Source organism: Marinobacter sp. LV10MA510-1, assembly GCF_002563885.1.
Taxonomy (GTDB): domain Bacteria; phylum Pseudomonadota; class Gammaproteobacteria; order Pseudomonadales; family Oleiphilaceae; genus Marinobacter.
Map to the genome: position 1 here is coordinate 4,086,847 of NZ_PDJA01000001.1, position 18,375 is coordinate 4,105,221.

Annotated in this window: 14 protein-coding genes; 9 read left to right on the plus strand and 5 right to left on the minus strand. The window is 54.8% G+C overall.

What is annotated here, in order from left to right; all coding sequences use genetic code 11:
- Window positions 1-13: 13 nt before the first annotated feature.
- Together ATI45_RS19720 and ATI45_RS19725 are read right to left on the minus strand one after the other, a co-directional pair.
- Window positions 14-1,105: a DMT family transporter gene (locus ATI45_RS19720; protein WP_098421290.1), complete on the minus strand. Its 1,092-nt coding sequence runs from the start codon at window positions 1,103-1,105 to the stop codon at window positions 14-16.
- Window positions 1,102-2,472 (minus strand): NAD(P)-binding domain-containing protein, encoded by a 1,371-nt coding sequence (locus ATI45_RS19725; RefSeq protein WP_098421291.1) that lies wholly within the window; start codon window positions 2,470-2,472, stop codon window positions 1,102-1,104. The genes ATI45_RS19720 and ATI45_RS19725 overlap by 4 nt, the downstream gene beginning before the upstream one ends.
- A gap of 495 nt (window positions 2,473-2,967) precedes the next feature.
- On the opposite strand from ATI45_RS19725, the gene ATI45_RS19730 reads away from it, so the two are divergent.
- The 3 genes from ATI45_RS19730 to pntB all read left to right on the plus strand — a co-directional run bounded on the left by ATI45_RS19730 (window position 2,968) and on the right by pntB (window position 7,976).
- Window positions 2,968-4,848 (plus strand): methyl-accepting chemotaxis protein, encoded by a 1,881-nt coding sequence (locus ATI45_RS19730; protein ID WP_228736021.1) that lies wholly within the window; start codon window positions 2,968-2,970, stop codon window positions 4,846-4,848.
- Window positions 4,849-4,991: 143 nt separating this feature from the next.
- The gene (locus ATI45_RS19735) at window positions 4,992-6,569 is read left to right on the plus strand and encodes a Re/Si-specific NAD(P)(+) transhydrogenase subunit alpha (RefSeq protein WP_098421292.1); all 1,578 of its coding nucleotides are present in this window, start codon (window positions 4,992-4,994) and stop codon (window positions 6,567-6,569) included.
- A gap of 12 nt (window positions 6,570-6,581) precedes the next feature.
- Window positions 6,582-7,976 carry a Re/Si-specific NAD(P)(+) transhydrogenase subunit beta gene (gene pntB / locus ATI45_RS19740; protein ID WP_098421293.1) on the plus strand — a complete coding sequence of 465 codons (1,395 nt, stop codon included), beginning with the start codon at window positions 6,582-6,584 and terminating at the stop codon, window positions 7,974-7,976.
- Window positions 7,977-7,993: 17 nt separating this feature from the next.
- Here pntB and ATI45_RS19745 read toward each other — a convergent pair whose 3' ends face one another.
- Window positions 7,994-8,788, minus strand: coding sequence for an enoyl-CoA hydratase/isomerase family protein (locus ATI45_RS19745; RefSeq protein ID WP_098421294.1), 795 nt, complete (start codon window positions 8,786-8,788; stop codon window positions 7,994-7,996).
- 17 nt (window positions 8,789-8,805) lie between these two features.
- Window positions 8,806-10,137 (minus strand): cation:proton antiporter, encoded by a 1,332-nt coding sequence (locus ATI45_RS19750; protein ID WP_098421295.1) that lies wholly within the window; start codon window positions 10,135-10,137, stop codon window positions 8,806-8,808.
- A 294-nt stretch (window positions 10,138-10,431) separates the two neighbouring features.
- Here ATI45_RS19750 and ATI45_RS19755 point away from each other — a divergent pair, with 294 nt between their 5' ends.
- From ATI45_RS19755 to ATI45_RS19780, 6 genes are read left to right on the plus strand one after another with little or no spacing between them, the layout of a single operon-like run.
- On the plus strand, window positions 10,432-11,298 hold the full coding sequence (locus tag ATI45_RS19755) for an ABC transporter ATP-binding protein (RefSeq protein ID WP_218925935.1): 867 nt from the start codon (window positions 10,432-10,434) through the stop codon (window positions 11,296-11,298).
- On the plus strand, window positions 11,299-12,177 hold the full coding sequence (locus ATI45_RS19760; RefSeq protein WP_098421296.1) for a branched-chain amino acid ABC transporter permease: 879 nt from the start codon (window positions 11,299-11,301) through the stop codon (window positions 12,175-12,177).
- Between the two features lies 1 nt (window position 12,178).
- The gene (locus ATI45_RS19765; protein WP_098421297.1) at window positions 12,179-13,222 is read left to right on the plus strand and encodes a branched-chain amino acid ABC transporter permease; all 1,044 of its coding nucleotides are present in this window, start codon (window positions 12,179-12,181) and stop codon (window positions 13,220-13,222) included.
- A 36-nt stretch (window positions 13,223-13,258) separates the two neighbouring features.
- Entirely contained in the window at window positions 13,259-14,467 is a 1,209-nt protein-coding gene (locus ATI45_RS19770) for an ABC transporter substrate-binding protein (protein ID WP_098421298.1), read from the plus strand.
- An 8-nt stretch (window positions 14,468-14,475) separates the two neighbouring features.
- Complete coding sequence (locus tag ATI45_RS19775; RefSeq protein WP_098421299.1) at window positions 14,476-15,285, plus strand: ABC transporter ATP-binding protein; 810 nt, start codon at window positions 14,476-14,478, stop codon at window positions 15,283-15,285.
- The gene (locus tag ATI45_RS19780) at window positions 15,282-17,096 is read left to right on the plus strand and encodes an AMP-dependent synthetase/ligase (protein WP_098421300.1); all 1,815 of its coding nucleotides are present in this window, start codon (window positions 15,282-15,284) and stop codon (window positions 17,094-17,096) included. Before ATI45_RS19775 ends, ATI45_RS19780 begins: the two co-directional genes overlap by 4 nt.
- On the opposite strand, the gene ATI45_RS19785 is transcribed toward ATI45_RS19780, so the two are convergent.
- The gene (locus ATI45_RS19785) at window positions 17,090-18,202 is read right to left on the minus strand and encodes an NADH:flavin oxidoreductase (RefSeq protein WP_098421301.1); all 1,113 of its coding nucleotides are present in this window, start codon (window positions 18,200-18,202) and stop codon (window positions 17,090-17,092) included. The two genes, ATI45_RS19780 and ATI45_RS19785, sit on opposite strands and share 7 nt — an antisense overlap.
- Between the last annotated feature and the right edge of the window lie 173 nt (window positions 18,203-18,375).

The window sequence follows — 18,375 nt, forward strand, 5'->3', positions numbered from 1 at the left end:
TTTGCTCCAATGATCACGAGTGGGCTGCACTCGTCGTGGCGGTGGACGTTTTGGTGTCGCTCGACACGGCACGGACGACCTCAAGCACTTCGTCGCTTTCAGTGAACATGACAAACCCGCCTATTACGAACAGGGCCAAGCCTGCAAGGAAGTTCCAATCCGGAAATTCGAGGGTGAATGCGGCTAGGAAGATGACGGCAAAAAGCCCGTACAACGCCGCAATTGCTTGCCCTCGTCCAACACCTATCAGTGGGAAAGATTTGTACCAGGAGACATAGCAGAAAGCGAAGCTCACGCCCGCCAGCATTAGCCAGCCGATCACTGCCCAGTTGAACGTGGCGATGACCAGTTCCACAACCGGTTGGTCGGTGAAGAAGTAGATTGCAGGTAAAATCAGTAGAACCCAATACAGGACTTCGGCCGTGAACCTCACCGTAATACCCACATCCGGATCGGCCACATCCAGCCCGCGGCCTGCAATTGCACCTTCTACACCCCAGCCAATGGCCGCCATTGCACCGCCCAGATAGCCCAGCCAGCCGGCGTCGCCGGTGCCCGTGATTTCAGCAATAATGCCGGGCGCATAGACGGTCACGCCACCGGCCAGAATGATAAAAATACCCACCGCTGCGCGTTTGGTGATCTTCTCCTGATACCAGAGTCTGGCCAGGGTGGCGCCGATGATGGGGTACATCAGCGCGGAAATGGCCGCGAAGGCCCCGCCGATGTAGCCTATCGCCAGATAAGAGCCAAAAATGGCCATCGGGCCGCCAAATATGGCGCCGATGAAGAACCACTTGGATATAAAACGCATCTGCCTGATGGTGCGAACGTATTCCCCCAATTTGCCTAACACTCCGTTCCAGACAAACAGAAAGAACAACACGGCAATGGCGTTGAAGGTGGTCAGCACCGCCGCTGCCAGCAGAAACTGGGCGTTGGTATCGAAGCTCAAGTTAATATAGGGCGTTTCAAACCACACCGCGGACCCTGGCACATACCAGGCACCCCAGAGCACGGCTGCCCACATAGCCCACATAAAGCCCCAGCGTATGCTGCTGGAGGTGAAGCGCGACCGAGCCTGGCTCAGGCTTGGTTGATTCATACAGTCTCCTTTGCTGGCTGCGCTTGCTTCACCTTGAGGAAGGCTTCAAGAGAATCGTCCATCGCATCCATCCAGGGCGTATGGTGCACCGGTGCCAGGGTGCCCGTCAGCGTGGAGCGGTAGCTTCTGTTACGGTAGCCAAGAATGTCCGCTTCCTTATCGTGTTCCCATTGCTTGAAAATGCCAGCAACGGCGGTTACATCGAACGCCGGGTAGTCGGTAGGTTCAAGCAGATCCTGTATATAGGCTGCCTGAAAATCGATCTCGTCGACGGGGTCAACGAGCTTCAGCTCGCGGGCGACCCATTCACGGCTATCGGCCGCCATGGCGTCGTCTGCCGGCAGTGTGATGCGGCCGAGCATGACGTCACGGGCATACCAGGCCTGGGCGTCGAACATGTTGAAGGTGTAGTACTGATCCTGCATGCCCAGGAATATCAGCTTGGGATTGGCCAGGGAAACAATGCCCTTGTACAAACCTTCCGGGTACATCCGGTTGTGGGTGGTCAGCGTCAGTTCGTTGGGCAGGAACGGGAAGTGATGCTGATACCCGGTACACAGGATGATCGCATCGACTTTTTTGCTGGTGCCATCCTTGAAGTGGGCTGTCTTGCCGATCACTTCGGTGAGCAAGGGCACTTCGGTGAAGGACTCCGGCCACTCGAAGCCCATGGGCTGTGTGCGATAGCTGAAGGTGACCGACCTTGCGCCGTACTTGTGGCACTGCGTGCCTATGTCTTCTGCGGAATAGCTGCTGCCGATCAGCAAAAGATCCTTACCTTTGAACTCGCATGCGTCGCGGAAATCGTGGGCATGCAGCACACGGCCGGGAAACTGCTCCAGACCTTCAAAATAGGGCACATTGGGGGTCGAAAAGTGCCCGGTAGCCACGATAACATGGTCGAACTCTTCGGTGTTCAGTTTGTCCTGTTTCAGGTCCCGTACTGTCACCGCGAACTTGCCGGTGGCTTCGTTGTGGTCAACCCAGTGCACCGCGGTGTTAAAGCGGATGTACTGTCGGACATTGCTCTTGGCTACACGGCCCATAATGTAGTCGCGCAGCACGGCGCGGGGTGGGTAAGACGGGATAGGGCGCCCAAAATGTTCCTCGAAGCTGTAATCCGCGAACTCCAGACATTCCTTGGGTCCGTTTGACCATAAATAGCGGTACATGCTGCTGTGAACCGGCTCGCCATAGGCATCCAGGCCCGTACGCCAGGTGTAGTTCCAAAGACCGCCCCAGTCATTCTGTTTTTCGTAGCATACGATTTCGGGGATATCTGCACCGGCGTCGCGGGCTGCTTCAAAAGCACGTAATTGGGCCAAGCCGCTTGGGCCTGCACCTAAAATGGCAATTTTAAAACTCATAATGATTCCTGTTTAAGGCGTTGTATCGAGCACCGGGCAAGAGCGGCCAGGGCGACAACTGGAAGCGAAAAAGGGCTCAGCTTTGACCGGCAACGATCAAGCCATGAGGTTTCGCAGTGAGACACACCAAATTCGGACTGACCGATGGCGGAATAGGATATCAACGGCAACTGTCGGAAGAGACAGGGCGTCAAGAGTGGGAAGACCACAGATCTGTATGCGAGATATCGAGAAAACGCTGGAGGGAAGCGCTCGGATGGCTAAAGCATATTGAAAATGCTTCGTAGCTCGCACGTCAGGGGGGGCACCTTAGCACATCTTGGGCTGCGGCGTTTTTGCTGGGGGGCCGTTTAAGCCTGAAACGCTCAAGTTATCTTTCACGATGCCGATACATTGCTGACAGAACAGGGATTTTGGTGTTGACCCGAGCGGGGTCTCTAGATTAAATGTCTTCCTTGTATACACCACAACCATAACAACAGTGGAGATTCTACCGTGAAGTTCAACTTGTCCTGGCGCCAGAAGTTCCGGATGCTCATCGTCGTAACACTGACAGGCTTGACCATTATCGCCGGGGCCATTTTCTGGGGATTAGAGGCCGTTTCATCCTCTTATGAGTCCGTTTATCAGATATCACGCTACGAAACGAGCGCGAGTAAGCTTGTCACCAAATGGAACACGGTTGAAAAACAACTCAGCACGCTCTCCGGGGGCGACCAGAATGAGCTGCTGGCGAATCTGGATGAGCTGACATCAGACGCCAAGGCACTGCAACGCCAAGCAAATCAGCTGAACGATCCAGGCAGTATCCGCTTTGCGGAATCCATTCATACGGAAGCCGAACGTTATGTGACGCTGCGTCAGGAATGGCTGCGGCAGGTAATGTTGCTCGGTTTGGCTGGCAACGCCGGGATTCGCCAGGAACTCGCTGTCGTTATGGCACAACTCCAGGAGGAGTCATTCAGCCTGATTGAAGAGGCTATTCTTGAAATCGAGAGAACATCCTATAATTACATCAACACTCGCGATCCCGCGCTGGCGGAAGCTTCAAGCCAAGCCATTAAGGTGCTGGAAGACTTTGTTAAAGAGTACGAGTGGGAAAACATCGTGATTGGCGAAAAAACCCGCCAGTACCGTGACGCGTTTGACCGAGCTGCTGCCGTTCTGCAGCAAATTGCCACCACTTCCAACAATGCAGAACAAGCCGGCGCCAACCTTCAGCAGCAAGTTATAGCGCAAGCTGAGTCTCTGCAATCCGGTCTTATTGCGAGCACTCTTTTGAGCGCCGAAAACGCCAAAGTGTCGGCCAAAATGGTCAGCATTGGCTCTATTTTACTGTTTGCACCTTTATTGGTTCTGGTGCTGTTTCTTACCTCGCGGGCTCTGGTTACCCAGCTCAACCGGGTGGTTGAGCTCTTGTCGCGGGTGTCAGAGGGCGACCTCACAAAGAAACTGTCACTCGGCGACAATGCCAACGATGAATTCAACATTCTGGGCAGGGCCACCAACCAGATGATCGATAAAATCGGCGCGCTGATGCAAGAGTCTATTGCCGGCACCCGGGATTTGATCGAGGTTCATAGCGAGCTTGAAAAAACCATGGTTCGACTGGCACACAACAACGAGATAGTTGAATCCCAGACTATCCTGGTGGCCACTGCCAGTCAGCAAATATCTGTCACCCTGAACGATGTTGCCGAACGCACATCGCAGGTGGGTGTTGCTACTCAAGCCGCCAACGAGTCGGCGCAGTCTGGGGCTCACGTGGTTGAAGCCAGCGTGACCTCAATGCGCCTGCTGTCGGGGGTCATTCAAGATACCCATGGTCATGTCAAACTGCTCAACCAGGCCAGCGCCAAAGTCGCCGGCATTATTGACGTTATCAACAGTCTGGCGGACCAAACCAATCTGCTGGCGCTTAACGCTGCGATTGAAGCTGCGCGGGCGGGTGACGCAGGGCGCGGTTTTTCAGTGGTGGCGGACGAAGTTCGCACCCTGGCACAGAAAACCGTTGCCGCCACCACCAACATTGTTGGCATTATTGACGAGCTCAACTTGCAGACCACCAGTATGGACACCCTGGCTAACAACGGGCTCAAAATCGCGAAAGAAGGTGAACACCATGCGTCGCAGATTGCAGGCGCTATGGGTGGGGTGGCTCAATCGATTGTCACCTTGAACTCAGAAATGGATCAGGTTGTGGTTGCCGTGGAGGAAATTTCCGTCACCACTGAGGACATTGCGCAAAAAATGGAAGAAATCCGCGGGCAGAGTGTCGAAACGCAAGCCATTGGCGCTGAGCTTGGCAGGCAGAATCAGCGTTTGTCTGAGCAGGCTAACGTGATTTCCGAAAGTACGCGGCGCTTTAATGTCTAACCAACTGGCCCCTACGTCGAGCGGCCAGTTGGCTTCGTTTTTGATGTTTGGGTAGAAAATCGGCCCGAGCAATGTCCTGAAGTTGCACTAGGCTATAGATAGCCATTCATCGGTTCATGGGTTCAGCTGAAGGATATCTACATATGAAGATCGGTATTCCAAAGGAAATTTACGCAGACGAGCGACGGGTTGCGGCAACGCCACCCTCGGTACACAAACTGATTGGGCTGGGGTATCAGGTTACGGTCGAGACGAGCGCAGGCGAGGCGGCGCACTATCACGACTCAGCCTATGAAGCCGTTGGTGCGACGATTGCGACGGATGTCGGCGCTTTGTGGAGCGACTCGGATTTTATTCTAAAAGTTCGCGCACCCATGGAAAATCCGGCGCTGGGTAAGCACGAAGCCGATCTGATGAAGGAAGGTGGTTTTCTGGTCAGTTATATCTGGCCGGGGCAGAACCCTGAGCTTCTGGAAAAGCTTGCCGCCCGTAAGGTGACTACTTTCGCTATCGACAGCCTGCCGCGAATCAGCCGGGCCCAGAAGATGGATGCGCTAAGCGCCATGGCGAATATTGCCGGATACCGCGCGGTGGTGGAGGCGGCCAGTCACTTTGGACGCTTCTTTACCGGGCAGATGACGGCCGCAGGAAAAGTGCCGCCGGCCAAGGTGATGGTGATCGGTGCTGGTGTAGCGGGCCTTGCGGCTGTGGGCGCTGCCAACAGCTTGGGGGCCATTGTGCGGGCGTTCGACACCCGGCTGGAAGTGAAAGAACAAATTGAAAGTATGGGCGCCGAATTCCTGCAACTGGATTTTGGTGAGGAGGAGGGCAGCGGCACCGGCGGTTATGCCAAGCAGATGAGCGACGAGTTCATCAAGGCAGAGATGGCGCTGTTCGCGGAACAGGCTAAAGAAGTCGACATTATTATTACCACCGCTCTTATTCCCGGCAGGCCCGCGCCCAAGCTGATTACCGCGGACATGGTGAAATCCATGAAGCCTGGCAGCGTGATTGTTGATCTGGCCTCCGAGCGTGGTGGTAACTGCGAACTCACCGAGCCTGGCAAAATCGTTGAGAAGCATGACGTTACGCTGATTGGCTACACGGATCTGCCAAGCCGCATGGCTAAAGTCGCCAGTGATCTTTACGCCACCAACCTGTTTCACCTTTTAAGTGAGCTGACGCCAGAGAAAAACGGCCAGCCGCAGGTGAATATGGAAGATGACGTCATTCGTGGCCTGACCGTAGTGCTGGATCAAGAGGTGACCTGGCCACCGCCGAAACCGCACACGCCGGTTAGCCCTAAAGCTGCGCCTGGCACCGAAGAGCCCTCAGCAGAACAGAAGGCAGCCGCCCGCAAAGAGTCGGAGCGTCGTAGCCTTGTTGGTAAGGGCGTTGTGCTGATTATCACCATTGCTGCGCTTTATGGCATTGGCGCTTACGCACCGGATAGCTTTTTGAGGCACTTCACCGTGTTTGTCTTGGCCTGCTTTATTGGCTGGCAGGTTGTCTGGAACGTAACGCCTTCTTTGCACACACCCTTGATGAGTGTGACCAACGCCATCAGCGGCATTATTGTGATTGGTGCGATATTGCACCTGGCGCAGGCGGAAAGTCTTGCGGTCGGGATTATGGCGTTTGTGGCGGTGCTGATTGCCAGCATCAACGTAGGGGGTGGCTTCCGGGTTACCCATCGCATGCTTAAAATGTTCCGCCGCTAGGAGGCACCCGCTATGAGTTCAGGACTTGTGAGTGTGGCCTATGTGGTCGCCAGCGTATTGTTTATTCTCAGCCTTGGAGGTTTAAGCCACCAGGAATCATCGCGCCGCGGCAATCTTTACGGGGTTGCCGGCATTCTCATCGCGCTGGTGGCGACAGTGGCCAGCGTCAGTGATAGCGGGCTTGTTGCTATTGTGATTGCGGTGCTAGTAGGCGCCAGTATTGGCATTGTTATCGCCGACAAGGTGGAAATGACCCAGATGCCACAATTGGTGGCGCTGCTGCACAGCTTTGTAGGCTTGGCTGCGGTGTTGGTGGGTTTCTCTGGCTACATCGAGCCGTTGATACAAACGACCGGGGCCGAGCACACCATTAAGCTGGTGGAGGTGTTTTTAGGTGTGTTTATTGGCGCCATTACGTTCACGGGTTCACTGATTGCTTGCGGCAAACTGGATGGCCGTATCGACAGCAAAGCTCTAACGCTGCCAGGCCGGCACTTGATGAATTTGGCGGCGCTGTTAGCGTCGGTGCTGTTGGGCGCCTGGTTCCTGGGCACCGATAGCATGGCGCCGGGCGTTATTGCACTGGTACTGATGACACTGATTGCCGCTGCTTTGGGTGTGCATCTAATCATGGCCATTGGCGGCGCCGACATGCCGGTGGTGGTTTCGATGCTCAACAGCTATTCCGGCTGGGCCGCAGCGTCTATCGGTTTTATGCTGGGCAATGATTTGCTGATCGTAACTGGCGCGCTGGTCGGCAGCAGTGGCGCGATTCTCAGTTACATCATGTGCAAAGCGATGAATCGGTCGTTTATCAGCGTAATTTTGGGTGGTTTCGGTCAAACCAGCAGCAGCTCTGCCGCCGCTGGGCCTGATCAAACGGCTTTGGAAACCAATATTGAGGAGGTATGCGAGGAACTGCGTAACGCGGATTCGGTGATTATCGTACCGGGTTACGGCATGGCTGTAGCTCAGGCCCAAAACGGGGTTAGCGAGATGACCAAGTTGTTGAAAGCGCGCGGAACAACGGTGCGGTTTGGCATTCATCCGGTTGCCGGCCGCCTGCCCGGTCACATGAACGTGCTGCTGGCGGAAGCGAATGTGTCTTACGATATTGTGCTGGAGATGGACGAAATCAACGCCGATTTCCCGCAGACCGACGTGGTGCTGGTTATTGGTGCTAACGACACGGTGAACCCGGCCGCAGCGGAAGATCCTGGCAGCCCCATTGCCGGAATGCCGGTGCTCGAGGTTTGGAAAGCACGGCAAGTGGTTATTCTTAAGCGTGGAATGGCAACGGGTTATGCCGGAGTAGAAAACCCGCTGTTCTTTAAAGACAACTCCCGCATGCTCTTTGGTGATGCCAAAGACAGCATCGATAAACTGGTCAGCGCGTTGCGGGTCTGAGGCGTGACAGTAAGCGGCTACTTACCGGAAAATTCAGCGGGCCGCTTGCTGATAAAAGCGGACACGCCTTCCTTGAAATCCCGGGTCTCGGCTGCTTTCAAAAATGCCAGCCGCTCAGCTTCAAGCTGCGCGGCCAATGGCCTTCCGCCGGCTTGATCAACAAGCCGGCGGAAGGCACCGAAGGCCCGGGTTGGCCCGGTGGCCACACGCTTCACGATAGCCGCCAGTGTTTCGTCAAAGGAACCTGAAGAGGCGACCTCGGTCAACATGCCCCAGTCTTTGGCTTCCGTTGCTGTGAGCTGGCGTCCCAGTAACATCATCGCCGACGCACGTGCTGCGCCGATCTTATGCGGCAACGACCAGCTGCCACCGCAGTCCGGTACGGCGCCTATGCCGTTGTAGGCGATCAGAAATTTCGCGTTTTCTTCTGCTACGATTAGGTCTGCTATCAGCGCGAGGCTGAGCCCGGCGCCCGCTGCGGCACCTTTTACAGCGGCAATAATCGGTGCATCCATGCTCCGCAGCAGCAGAATTGCTTCATGAAGCGGTACGAGTAAACCATTGATCAGGTCTCGGGTCTGTTCGGGGGTGCCGGCCATGCTGGCGACATCGCCGCCGGCCATAAAGGCTTTCCCTGCGCCGGTTAACACAATGCAGCGTAATCCCTGTTGTTTTTTCAATTCTATTACCGCTTCCAGGAACGCCTCGGCCATGGCTATGTTGATGGCATTGCGAACCTCGGGACGGTTGAACGTAAGGGTAGCGACCCCGGTTTTTTCATCAAATAACGGGATTAACGGGTTGGCGGTCATGGTTCTGCCTTTTAAGATTAACCATAGTGGTTGCGCGATCTCCAAAAGCGGGCAATGGCTGGTTTAGCACTCACGCCATGAACCATTATGGAAAGAGCGACCACAACCAGGGTCAGGTGCATTAACTCAAGTGCCACATTCTTTGGTAGCCCGTGCTGGATCGCGTACATCAGATAGTATAACGAGCCAATGCCCCGCACCCCGAACCAGCTTGCCATATTGCGCAGGTCCATCGGCGCCTTGCTTCCCAGCAAACCGAGATGAACGCTGACGGGGCGGGCAATGAAGAACAAAAATGCGGCGAAACCAACGGCCCGCCAACTCCAGGAATCCCAGAAAAGCGAACCGCCGATCAACAAGACCAGCACAATTTCCGCAAGTTTCTCCAGATGTTCGTTAAAGACCAGGGAGCTTTGATGGATGTGGACGATGGCAGGAGGTTCACCCTTTTCAGCAATCTCCTTTTCAGCAGTCTCGTTTTCAGACTCTTCAGCAAACTCTCCGGAGGTTACAGACGCGTAGTTTTGCATCAGGCCCGCGTGCTTCAATTCAGTATGGCGCAACGCCACGGCGGCGCTGAATACCGCCAGAAAGCCCCACGCATCTACCAATAAACTGAGCCCGTAGGCAAAGGCAAGCAGTCCCAGGCCGAGAAAGTTTTCCAGCAACTCTGAGTGGGTAAACGTTTTGCGGGTCATATGGACGACCCAGCCGACACAACAGCCCGCCATAATACCAATTCCGATACCCGCGCCGCTGGCCCAGATTACATCCACTGCCAGCCAGCGCCAGCCGTTGTCGCCAAGATCGTGCAGCCCCAGCAATCCAAGGCCCAGCATAACGAAGGGGAAGGCGCTGCCGTCGTTCATGCCCGCCTCGGAGGTTAAGGCAAAGCGTAATCGGTCGGGGTCGTTGGCGTGACGCGTCTGTACTTCGGTCGCCAGCACCGGGTCCGTAGGTGCCACCACAGCGCCAAGCAATACGGCTGCACCAAGCGGTAAGCTGAGCCAGTAGTAACCAAAGAGCGTTACAAGACCAACCGTAAGCGCCATGGACACAACCGCCAGCCGCAGAGGCGTACGCCATCGCGCAAAATTAACCGGTACCGGCATTTTTGCGCCGGCGCAGTACAGTGAAATAAGCACCGCTATTTCAGTCAGCAGCTCCATCAGCGCCGACTCTTCCAACGGATTGAAATGAAACAGGCCAAAGCCCATCGGCCCGATAACGGCTCCGATAACCAGATACACGATGGCTGACGTGACGGGAATCGTATTGATATAGGACGCTGTGAAGCCCACCGCCAGCAACAGCGAACCAACTAATATAAACCAGGTGGCAGTGGTCATGAGTGACCCTGTGGTGCGTGTTAAAGAGAGAAAAACGTGTTCAGCATTATCGGCTGTGAGGTAAATATGGCGCTGCGCATCCGGGTTCGTCAAGTACTGTTCGAGGCCTGGCTACTTTGCGCCTTCCTGTAGGCAAGATTATTGAATAATAGACATTTTTTCCTGGTGTTTGCCTGAAGGTTGGACTATTTTTAATTCAGCTCACGCTGGTCGTCTGAAGGCGGCAACAAAAACAATAACATCCGGATCATTCTGGAGTGCGATTTGGCGACTACCGGGTTTTTTAATAGTGATATTGATAGCGATAGTAGAGTTGAGGGTTCGGCGTCAGGCAAGACTGTAAATAACAAAAGCATACTTGAGATTAATAATCTGTCCTTGTCTTTTGGCGGGGTGAATGCGTTGCAGGATGTCAGCTTCAGTGTCCCGGAACAGACCATCACCACGATTATTGGTCCCAACGGAGCGGGCAAGACCTCTCTGTTCAACTGTATTTCCGGTTTTTATACACCTCAGCAGGGCAGCATTCGCTATCAAGGCGAGGTGCTCGCGGGGGTCAAGCCTCCTGCCCGTGCGGCAATGGGGCTGGCTCGTACCTTCCAGAATATAGCCCTGTTCCGGGGCATGACCGTACTCGATAACATCAAGCTGGGCGCTCATGTGCATATGAAAAGCGGCTTGCTGAGTTCACTGGCGTACTTCGGCGCGGCCCGGCGCGAAGAAATGGCTGTGAGAAAAGACGTAGAACGCCACATCATCGACTTCCTTGAAATTGACCATATCCGGCGCCAGCCGGTAGCCAGCTTGTCTTATGGCCTGCAGAAACGGGTGGAACTGGCCCGTGCTCTGGCTATGCGGCCGAAGGTACTGATGCTGGACGAGCCGGTTGCAGGAATGAATCGGGAAGAAAAAGAAGATATGGCCCGGTTTATTCTCGATATTCGCGAAGAGTGGGGCATTACGGTGCTGATGGTGGAGCATGATATGGGCATGGTCATGGATATTTCCGACCACATTGCCGTGCTCAATTTTGGTCAGGTGATTGCCGAAGGCCGGCCTGCGCAGGTGCAGAAGAACCCCGCGGTCATTGAGGCGTATCTGGGCACCAGCGATATGGACAGCCTGCGCAAGAAATTAAATCCCGAACGCGAGGTGGCTTGAGTGGACTGGCTGTTTTTTGGCGAAATCAGTCTTGCGGGCCTTGCGATGGGCGGGCTTTACGCTCTGATCGGGCTGGGTTTTGTGATCATTTACAAAGCCACGCGGGTTATCAACTTTGCCATCGGCGAGATTATGATGTTCGCGGCCTACCTGTTTCTGACCTTTGCCGGAGGTATGGAAATGTCGCCCTGGATTGCGCTGCCGCTGGCGGTGCTTGGGGGTAGTATTCTGGGGGGTGTGATTGAAAAAACGATGATTCGCCCGATGCTGGGGGAATCCTCTATTTCAGTGGTGATGGTCACCATCGGTATTGCCAGCATTCTGGTGGGGCTGGTAGAACTGATATGGGGCGCAGACCCGCAGCTTTTGCCAGGTTTTCTGCCGCGTAAACCGGTGTTCATCGGCGAAATGTATCTGGCGCCTAAAATCGCCTACGGATTCCTCATTGGCGCCGCCTTGCTTATCGTTTACCTGTTGTATTTTCGCTTCTCCCGGGGCGGCGTGGCGCTTCGCGCTACCGCGTCAGACCAGGCTGCGGCCTATTCCATGGGTATTAATGTGCGGCGGGTGTTCAATCTGTCGTGGGTGTTTGGCTCTCTTGCAGCCTCACTTGCGGGTGTACTGGTGGCGGCAACCGGTGGGCTTAGCCCGCAGTTTGGTGCTATTGGCCTGAGCGTATTGGTGGTGGTTATTGTGGGGGGTCTTGACAGCATCGTTGGTGCGCTTGTTGCCGGGATATTCATTGGCTGGCTGGAAACCGTGGCTGGCGCCTACCTGGGGGGCGAGTATCGGATGCCGGCAACATTCGCCGTGCTGGCCGTCATTCTGATTTTCCGCCCGTACGGCCTTTTTGGCACCCATGAAATAGAGCGAGTGTAAGATGCGCATCGGTGACGCGAAACACAACTATGAGGCCGATGAGGCCATCTTCAGCAGTTCCACCCAGAAAATCTGGTTCGCGCTTTTTTTGCTCGCGCTGCTGATTTTTCCGTTTATGGCCGACGCCTATTTGATGTATCTGGGTTGTTTGGTGGGCATTGCGGTTATCAGTACCACGGGACTGAACATACTGACCGGATTTACCGGCCTGATCTCTCTTGGTCAGGCGGGTTTTATGGGTGTGGGCGGGTATACCGTGGCCTGGTTATCCATGAATACCGGGTTGCCTTTCCCGGTAACGCTTTTGCTGGCCGGGTTGTTGGCTGCTGCGGTGGGTATTCTGGTGGGTTTACCTTCTCTTCGGGTTAAAGGGCTTTACCTGGCGATTGCCACGCTTGCGGCCAGTGTTTTTCTGCATTTTATCTTTGCCGAGTGGGAGTCTGTAACCGGAGGTATGGGCGGCCTGAGCCTGGAGCCAGCGCATCTGTTCGGGCTGACGTTCCAGACCGACTTTGCGATGTATTTTATCATTGTGCCGCTGGCGATACTGATGGTGCTTGCCGCTAAAAATGTGTTCCGCACCCGCATTGGTCGGGCGTTTATCGCCATCCGGGACCGAGATATTTCGGCCGAAATTCTTGGCATTAACCTGCTGCATTATAAGTTGATGTCGTTCGCGCTCAGCTCATTTTACGCCGGTGTTGCCGGTGGTCTGTTTGCTTATTTCTTCCGGGTTGTCACACCAGAAAGTTTCCCGCTTTCTATGTCTATTTTCTATCTGGCGGCCGTCATTGTTGGCGGTATGGGCAACCTGCTGGGCGGAATTCTCGGTGCTGCTTTCATGACGCTGATTCCGGAAGTTCTCAAACTGCTCACCGCAGCCCTGACACCGTTTTACCCGAACGCACCGATATTCATGTCGCCGATGCTCGAAATCATCTTCGGCGCGCTGATTGTCGGTTTCCTTATTTTTGAACCGCACGGGCTGGCGGAGATCTGGCATCGCATTCGGCGCTTTTTCAGCTTATGGCCTTTCAGAAACTAGTGGATTTAACAACAAGAAGCCGCAAGGAGAAGAAACATGTTCAAAAGCATCCTCAACAAAAGCCGTAGGCTCGCAGGTATCGGCAGTATTGCCGCCGTCCTTTTGGCGGCGGCGCCCGCAATGGCACAGGATAAAGAGCCCATCGTATTTGGTGGCTCGATACCTCTGTCCGGCGTTTTCGCTTTTGCCGGCGTGCACATTCACGCCGGCCTTACTGACTATACAAGCTGGATCAACAGCCAGGGCGGGATCAACGGTCACCCGGTGGAATATGTAATGGAGGACACCGGTTATGAAGTAGACCGTTCCGTGGCCGCCTTCAAGAAAATTACCGGCAGTAACAAGGTCCCGGTTTACTACGGCGACAGCACCGGATTCATGAAAACAATCGCCTCGGAACTGAACAGCAGAGGCACCACCTTGATGAGCGGCGCATCGTTTGCGACCGCGCTGACGGACAATGAACAGTACCTGTATCAGTTCATTCCCGGCCCGAATTACACCCAAATGCTCGGAATTATTCTTGAGTACATTGCAACCCAGGGCAAAGATGGCGATATGCCCACCGTTGCGTTTGTATACAGCGATACCGAGTTTGGTAAAGATCCTATTGAAAACGCCAAGGCCAAAGCCGCCGAGATGGGTATCGAAGTCGTAGAAGATATTGTCACCAAGCCCGGCAGTGTGGATGTGTCTGCAGAGATACTGAAGCTGCGCCGGGTGCGCCCCGACTTTGTGGTCTTCCACGGCTATGTGTTGTCGCCCATAAACGAGTTCATGGTGCAGATGCGGCAGATGGGCCTGGATACCCAGTTTATGGGTACCTTCTGGTCTTCTGACAAGCTCATCATCAACAAGATGGGTGCAGATGCTGATGGCTACATGGGGGTTATGCCATACAACTATTATGACAGCGCTGAAGGCGGACCGATGCTCGACGCATTGCGTGCCGTAGCACAAAAGAGCGACCCGGATGCGGGCTATCGCCCCACCGGCTATATGCAGGGCTGGTTTAATGCGATGGTTTGGACCGAGGTGATCAAGCGCACCATGGATGCGGGCAAAGAGCTGACTGCTGAGAATATGGCCGAGTCTCTGGCTTCTATCAAAGACTGGGACACCGGCGGCATTATCGGTATTCCGGTTTCGGTGCAGGACATGTCGTTCCCGGTGGGTCGTATCTGGCGTGTGAACGCTAAAGAAGAGCGCTATGAGCCGGTATCTGACTGGATTCACCTCGACTGAGACGCTGTATGGAAGCCTTGCTGGAAATCGATAACATAGAAGTGGTTTACAACAAGGCGGTGCAGGTTCTTCGGGGCCTGTCACTGCGTGTGCCACACGGCGCCATTGTGGCGCTGCTGGGTTCCAACGGCGCTGGAAAATCCACGACGCTGAAAAGCGTGTCGGGGCTGCTGGCGCTGGAAGACGGCGAGGTGACAGCCGGAGAAATCCGCTTCAAGGGCCGTTCTTTAAAAGGAGTAGCACCGGAAAAGCTGGTTCGTGGCGGTCTTTTTCACGTGATGGAAGGGCGCCGCGTCTTCGAGGATCTGACCGTTGAGGAAAACCTTGTTGCGGCAACCTATGCGCTCAGTGGGCGTAAGATTTCGCTGAACGATTCCTATGAGCTGGTTTATGACTATTTCCCCCGCCTCAGGGACCGCCGCAAGCAACTGGCGGGTTACCTGTCTGGCGGGGAGCAACAGATGCTGGCGCTTGGCCGTGCGCTGATTGCACAGCCGGAAATGATGATGCTGGATGAACCGTCGCTGGGCCTGGCGCCACAGTTGGTAGAAGAAATATTCACCATTATTGCGCGGATAAACCGGGAGCAGGGCACGGCAATACTGCTGGTGGAACAGAATGCGGCCGTATCTCTGGCGATTGCTTCGTATGGCTACATTATGGAAAACGGAAAAATAGTGATTGACGGCCTGGCGGACAAGCTTGCCACCAATGAGGATGTGCAGGAATTCTACCTGGGGGTGGGAGGCAAGGAAGGAGAGGCCCGCAGTTACCGGGACATCAAACACTACAAACGCCGTAAGCGGTGGCTATCATGACAACACCGCAGGTTCGTGATCTTACGCTCGTGCAAATGCTCCGTGCCCACGCAAAAGAACGCCCGGACATGCTGGCGCTTCGACAGAAAGATTTCGGTATTTGGCAGGCCTATTCCTGGCAGCGTTATTATCAGCGCGCGCGACACTTTGGCCTGGGCCTTCGCGCTTTGGGTCTTTCCGAAGGTGGCCATGTTGCCATTATTGCGGAAAACAGGGCGGAGTGGGTCATCGCTCAGATGGGTATTGGCCTGGTGAATGGTATCTGTGTGGGGGTTTATCCCACCAGCCCCTGGAACGAAATCGCTTATGTGCTGGAGCACAGCGATGCACAAATGGTGGTCTGTGAAGATCAGGAGCAGACCGATAAGGTTCTGCAGGCCTGGCCCGAACTGCCACAGCTAAAACACAATATTGTTATTGACACCAAAGGGCTGCGTTCCTACGCGTCGCCGCCGTCTGCGTTTGAAGAAATCGAGACCCTTGGGCGGGAGTTCGAAAAAAGCCACACCGGGTTGATTGACGAGTTGCTCGACAGCCAGAAGATGGATGATATCGCTCTGATGATTTACACCTCCGGCTCTACCGGCCGGCCTAAAGGCGCAATGATCAGCTGGGGTAACCTGCAGGCGGGTGCGCCGGGGCTGATTGAATTGCTGGGAGTGGACCCGCGCAGTACCAGCCTGTCCTATTTGCCTCTGTGCCATGTGGCGGAGCAGGCGCTGACTAATATTGCGCCGGTTTACGTGGGCAGTGCAGTGAGTTTTGGCGAGAGCCTGCGCACGATTCAGGAAGATCTGCGGGAGATTGCACCTACGTTTTTCCTGGGCGTTCCGCGGATATGGGAAAAGCTCCATTCCGCCATTTATATTAAAATGCAGGAAACAGGGCGTTTGCGGCAAGGGCTTTTCAATTATGCAATGAGCGCCTGTGAGCCTCTGGTGAGCAAACCAAAAGCTCAATGGAGCCTTGGGGAGCGCCTCACCTACAGTATTTATTATTGGCTGGTGTTCCGTGCTCTGCAGAATTTTATCGGGTTGCGCCGTTGTTCCATCGCGCTAACCGGCGCGGCCCCGATTTCAACGGGCATTCTCCAGTTCTTCCGAACCCTGGGTGTGCCCCTGGTTGAGGTTTACGGCCAGACTGAAAGCACGGGTGTCGCGACGGCCCAGCGTCCGGATAATGTGTGCCTTGGCACTGTCGGCATAGCGATGGCCGGGTTGGAGGTAGCATTGGGTGAGCAAAACGAGATCCTTATGCGCGGAGGCACAGTATTTAAGGGCTACTACAAGAATGCTGAGGCAACGGAAGCGACCCTAAAGGAAGGCTGGCTGCATACCGGCGATGTAGGTGAGTGGCAAGACGGGCAGCTGCGAATCGTCGACCGGCTCAAGGACATTATGATTACTGCCGGGGGTAAGAATCTGTCGCCCACGGAAATTGAAAACACCATCAAGGCGAGCCCTTACATCAAGGAGTGCATTGTTGTGGGCGAGGCCCGAAAGTATGTTTCGGCGCTGATCCAAGTCGATTTTGACTCAGCAGCAAAATGGGCGGAACAAGAACGGATTGCCTACACCACGTTCCGCAGCCTGACGGAGCACGACAAGGTGCGAGAGCTGATTCAGGCGGAGGTTACCAAGGGCAATGACAGGCTGCCACAGGTGGCGCAGATCAAACGTTTTTATCTGCTAAACAAAGAGCTGGATCACGATGACGGCGAGGTGACCGCCACCATGAAAGTGCGTCGGAGCAAAATTTATGAGAAATACGCGGAGGTAATTGAGTCGTTATATGGTCAACGGACTCAGTAAAGTTTGGTGAGGGATTTGCGGGCGAAATCGTCCACATCGCCAAGCCGTCCTTCCTTCACTTTGGTGAGCCATTCAGGGTCTTGCAGAAGCGCCCGGCCCACAGCAATAAGCTCAAACTCGTGGTTGTTCATGCGCTTTACCAGCTCGTCGATACCAGACTGTTCAACCGACTCCTGCTTGCTGGCCATAGTGCCGCTAATGAAATCTTCTGTCAGGCCAACGCTGCCAACCGACATAGTGGGCTTGCCCGACAGCTTCTGAGTCCAGCCTGCAAGGTTGAGGTCAGAGCCTTCGAATTCTGGTTCCCAGAAACGACGGGTTGATGCATGGAAAATATCCACACCTGCTTCAACCAGCGGCTTGAGGAACTGCTCGAGCTGTTCCGGGCTGTTCACCAATTTTGCGCTATAGTCCTGCTGCTTCCATTGAGAGAAACGCAGCATGATGGGAAATTCAGGGCCCACGCGATAGCGAATCGCCGCCACGATCTCGACCACGAAACGCAGGCGGTTTTCCATGCTGCCGCCGTACTCGTCATCGCGCTGGTTGGTGCCTTCCCACAGAAACTGATCAAGTAAATAACCGTGGGCGCCGTGAATCTCCACGCCGTCAAATCCCAACGCTTTGGCGTCTTGTGCGGCGTCGGCAAACGCGGTCACAACATCATTGATGTCTTCTTTGCTCATTGCCTTGCCACTGGGCTTGCCGGGTGCAAACAGGCCTGACGGGCTGTAGCCGGGAACCGAAGGATTTGGCTCTGTGCCTTCCTTGCGCACCGAACCCACATGCCAGAGCTGCGGGAAGATAGCGCCACCGGCTTCGTGCACGGCATCCACTACTTTCTTCCAGCCCTCCAGTGCATCAACACCGTGAAACGCGGGTACATCGGGATAGCCACTGGCTGCGGGATGATTCACCGTGGTGCCCTCCGTAATAATAAGGCCCACACCGGCTTCGGCACGGCGCCGGTAATAGGCAACCACGTTCTCGCCGGGAACGCCATTGGGCGAAAAATTCCGGGTCATAGGTGCCATGGCAACGCGGTTGCGAAGTGTCAGGTTATGAACGTTGAAAGGTTCAAACATTGGGCCCAGGTTCATGGTCATCAGTAACTGCTCCTGAAAAATTGATGTTTAAAATAAAACTGCGAAATTCGATAGGTACCTTATTATGGGGCCCGCAGTCTGGCCAGGCCATCAGCGTTTTCAACACTGCCTTTAACTGCCCCAGATTTTGTGGAAATCGTGGAACTCAAGCATGATTAACTCTTGCTGATTGT

Coding starts and splice junctions, on each gene's coding strand:
- ATI45_RS19775 (WP_098421299.1), top strand. CDS start 14,476: ATGGAAGCCTTGCTGGAAATCGATAACATAGAAGTGGTTTACAACAAG.
- ATI45_RS19750 (WP_098421295.1), bottom strand. CDS start 10,137: ATGACCACTGCCACCTGGTTTATATTAGTTGGTTCGCTGTTGCTGGCG.
- ATI45_RS19735 (WP_098421292.1), top strand. CDS start 4,992: ATGAAGATCGGTATTCCAAAGGAAATTTACGCAGACGAGCGACGGGTT.
- ATI45_RS19725 (WP_098421291.1), bottom strand. CDS start 2,472: ATGAGTTTTAAAATTGCCATTTTAGGTGCAGGCCCAAGCGGCTTGGCC.
- ATI45_RS19770 (WP_098421298.1), top strand. CDS start 13,259: ATGTTCAAAAGCATCCTCAACAAAAGCCGTAGGCTCGCAGGTATCGGC.
- ATI45_RS19745 (WP_098421294.1), bottom strand. CDS start 8,788: ATGACCGCCAACCCGTTAATCCCGTTATTTGATGAAAAAACCGGGGTC.
- ATI45_RS19720 (WP_098421290.1), bottom strand. CDS start 1,105: ATGAATCAACCAAGCCTGAGCCAGGCTCGGTCGCGCTTCACCTCCAGC.
- ATI45_RS19785 (WP_098421301.1), bottom strand. CDS start 18,202: ATGACCATGAACCTGGGCCCAATGTTTGAACCTTTCAACGTTCATAAC.
- pntB (WP_098421293.1), top strand. CDS start 6,582: ATGAGTTCAGGACTTGTGAGTGTGGCCTATGTGGTCGCCAGCGTATTG.
- ATI45_RS19780 (WP_098421300.1), top strand. CDS start 15,282: ATGACAACACCGCAGGTTCGTGATCTTACGCTCGTGCAAATGCTCCGT.
- ATI45_RS19765 (WP_098421297.1), top strand. CDS start 12,179: ATGCGCATCGGTGACGCGAAACACAACTATGAGGCCGATGAGGCCATC.